Source organism: Bradyrhizobium sp. 139 (assembly GCF_023074175.1).
Lineage (GTDB): Bacteria > Pseudomonadota > Alphaproteobacteria > Rhizobiales > Xanthobacteraceae > Bradyrhizobium.
This window is the reverse complement of record NZ_JADPKS010000086.1, coordinates 1-3,531: the sequence shown is the minus strand read 5'-3', so window position 1 is coordinate 3,531 and position 3,531 is coordinate 1. Positions and strand designations below refer to the sequence as shown.

Here is a 3,531-nt window from a genome sequence, read left to right as displayed (position 1 = left end):
TCCTTGGCAACCGAGCCGATCGAGCGACCGCTAGACGCTACGAGATCAACCGCTTGCCGCTTGTAGTCATCGGTAAACGAGCGACGTTGACGTCCTTCCGACACCTCCTGGCTCTTCGAGCCTACTACGGGTGTCCATCAATTCGGAGGAGGTTCATCTGCGAGTAGCAAGGAGCTCAAGAGCAGCAGGGCGCTCATCGGTGCTGCGCCCCCTGATCCTTCTCGTGTTTTCGATGGCATAGACGGCGGAAGACACCTCGCTCCTCGCCAACTAGTGAAGTTGAGTTGGAGCACGGGCACGCGGTCGCCTCAGCCGGCCGTTTGACGTCGGTTTGTTGATTTCTTTTCATAAGCACAATACTCGCTCCTCAAAGTAGGTAGGTGTCTTGCCCTTGTTAATGCCAGATGATCAATTAATACTTCGCGGGGGGGGCAATGAACGAGCTCATCAAAGTAGGAGGAGTGCGGCAATGAAAAGAGTGGTCAATCCGTTGCACCTCTCGCGCTTCCTTCAAGTATATGACGATGCCGCCATTCAGAAAGGGATTAGGGTTTCGATAGGTTTTGATTTTCGCGAATACGTATCGATTACAAGGGCCACTCCAACAAAGGACCCGACGTATCCAAATTTCCGGCCAGATCGCTCGCCGATTAGGTTGGGCGAGGGGTATTGGGTCAAAGGCGTCGACGAGCAAAATGAGGTCGCTTTCCTGGCGGCTGCTCGACTCTATGACCTTTCGAACAGCAACCTCGCGGATCACCTTGAGTCTCTAAGTGCGTTTTATGCAGACCCTACCGTACATGCACATCCTCAGGACCGTTGTGCTTGCACAGCACCAAGCGCAAAGACGATAACCGGGAAGGTTGCCTACCACGGGGACCTTTGGGTACGCCGAGACCTTAGAGGAAAGGGCTTACCGAAGATCATATCAGGAATACAGCGCGGCGTATCTTTCCATATGTGGGCTCCTGACTTCGTATGCGCATTTGTAGCGCGCGGACTGCTTAATAAGCGCGTCTCCCCATTGCCGCATTGTGAACCTGGAGGGTCGATATTGCAGCTGGTGGAAGAAAACATTCTGGACGACGAGTGGCTTGTTTGGCTAGCGGGCGATGAATTGAGGGACCTTGTCGATCACCACGAGAGACGCGAGCTGTCTCTGCCATGATGAATTTTGTCAGCCTGACCAAGTGTGAGCGCAAGCGCGCGCCTGCGGGCGTCTACGGCTTACGGAGCTGTAACCGCTCAATCCGTGTGTTCGGGCTAGAGCCTCGGATCAGGACGGCAGTGGTTGTTTTGAACGAGCAACCGAAAGTCATCACGACTGACGCCGGTTTTCATCCAAGCTTGCGGAAAGGCCGGTAGATATGGCGCCATTTCTTCGATTGACCTCCGCAAGCGTGTGGTCCTTTTCGTTGGGGGTCCAAGTCGTGTCGAAGTGCTGCGGCGCACTTTTCGAGCGGGCTAGTCGAGCACGATCCGCTGGTGGGCAAGCTCGCGCGACCGGCGAGGTGACGCCGAAACCGAATGGCGGCGATCAACACTGGCACGCGATCGAGGCGCAGCCTAGTCGTCAGCTCTATGGCGATCGGTCACTCAGTATCGGTTGGAAGTTGTGCCAGGCGACACGATCGGCGTACTCGCCATTTGAGTCAATGGCACCCGCGAAGGTGCGCGCATAAGCCAGCTGGTGGCCTTAGATCCGGTAATCTTGGGAGTCGAATGATGAGCTTAAGGTTTATTAGCTTCACCGGAATGCCTCGCGAGCGCGGAAGGCAACACGGGGAGATAATGCGATCGGAAATCGCAGAAAATGCAGAATTTTATCTGAGACGGTTTTGTGCATACGGCACGAATCAGAAAGCCGTCCAATCCGAAGCGGCTTGCTGGCTTTCCTTTGTCGAGAAGCTATCACCGGAGTATGTCGATGAATTGCGAGGCGTCGCCGAAGCAGCCAATCGGCCTGTGGAAACAGTCACGATGCTCAATATCCGGCACGAAATCTGGCTTCGTCTGATGGCTCGGCGAGCTGTTGATCTGTCCAACTTAGTTCTTGATGGCTGCACCTCTGCCGGATTGATGCCAGACGCGACGGCTCAAGGTGCGGTGATGCTCGCGCAAACCATCGATGGGCAGGCGGCTGTTTGCGGCACTTTGTTTGCCGGAAAGATGCTGAGAGGCAATAGTGTATCTTGGCTCGGAATTTTTGAAGCCGGCTGCGTGGGGCCTACGACCGGTTTAAATGAAGTAGGTATTGGGCTGGTCTGCAACAGCCTCCTTACCGCCATTGATGGCAGGGGTCGGATGACCGCACCGTTTAAGCTGAGAGCCCGCTCCATTCTCGAAGCGCGAACATTCGACCGTGCCGTAAGCGTCATTATCAACACGGACCGTAGCATCTCTATGAACTATCTGATCGGTCATTCTGAGGGTGAGGTTATCAGCATTGAAACCTCTCCCAACGCCAAACGATATCTTTATCCTGAGCACGGAATAATCACTCACGCAAATCACTTCGAGCCTGGAGGAGTTATCGCGTCAGAATGGGAGCGCTTTGTACCCGATAGCCCATTTCGATCCCGCAGGTTCGCCCGTCACCTCCGCTCGAAGCGAGGGGGCATCGATGTAGATCACATTTTGGCAGGTCTAAAAGACCACTTTTCCTATCCGGCCTCGATTTGCTGTCATCCTGCTGAGGGTTCTTGGCCAAATAGCACTCTAGCGGCAGTCATTTTGGATCTGCAGCGGCTCGCGCTGTATGCCACCGATGGGCCGCCGTGCAAAGCGCCGCTACAGCGGTTTGAGCTCACGACCTGAGAACGGCCGCACTCTGCTCACGAGTGTGATGCGTTGTACTCGGTGCGGACGAAGCTGCGCTCTTCTAAGGTATAGGCAGATGAAATGCTCATCGCTACCAATGCTGCGCTGATAGCCCTCATGAGGGCGGGGATCGTGAGTCGGCCTGCGACAGCGGGCGTGCGTGCTCGTCTGTTTGAAACCAACCACGTTTGATCTCTAAGAGTCTGACTCAAAAGTCATGACTTGACGTTGGCCGATCTGGCGATGCGGCGCAGCAGTTGTCGGGTGAGGCAATAAGGAGCCATGCTTCAGCCGAGGTGACGGAGGCCTCCCAATCCTTGGCGAGACGTCGGCAGCGGTTGAGCCAGGCCAACGTGCGTTCGACGACGCAGCGTCGGGCAACAATAACGAAGCCTTTTGCGTCATCCGGGCGTTTGACAACTTCAATCGTGGGCCGGTCGATTTTCCGGAGCGCGTTTTCAAGCTTTTCGCCGGCGTAGCCGCCGTCAGCAAACAAGTGTGCAATAGTCGGGTAGCTCGCACGGGCCAAGATGACGACGGCCGGCGCACCGTCCCGATCCTGAACATTGGCCGGGTGCACGATGGCGCTCAGCAAATTTCCTTGTGTATCGGTGACGATGTGGCGCTTGCGACCTTTGATCTTCTTGCCCGCGTCAAAGCCGCGTGGCCCTCCGCTCTCGGTCGTCTTGACCGATTGACTGTCGATTATCG

At 55.7% G+C, this 3,531-nt stretch carries 1 protein-coding gene and 1 pseudogene; one reads left to right on the top strand and one right to left on the bottom strand.

Annotation, left to right across the window (positions count from 1 at the left end; genetic code table 11):
- Positions 1 to 1,527 precede the first annotated feature (1,527 nt).
- Entirely contained in the window at positions 1,528 to 2,817 is a 1,290-nt protein-coding gene (locus IVA80_RS20715; protein ID WP_346348008.1) for a C45 family peptidase, read from the top strand.
- A 218-nt stretch (positions 2,818 to 3,035) separates the two neighbouring features.
- On the opposite strand, the pseudogene IVA80_RS20710 reads toward IVA80_RS20715, so the two are convergent.
- Positions 3,036 to 3,531: pseudogene (locus IVA80_RS20710) on the bottom strand (IS5 family transposase); the annotation flags it as partial.

Coding starts and splice junctions, on each gene's coding strand:
- IVA80_RS20715 (WP_346348008.1), top strand. CDS start 1,528: ATGGCGGCGATCAACACTGGCACGCGATCGAGGCGCAGCCTAGTCGTC.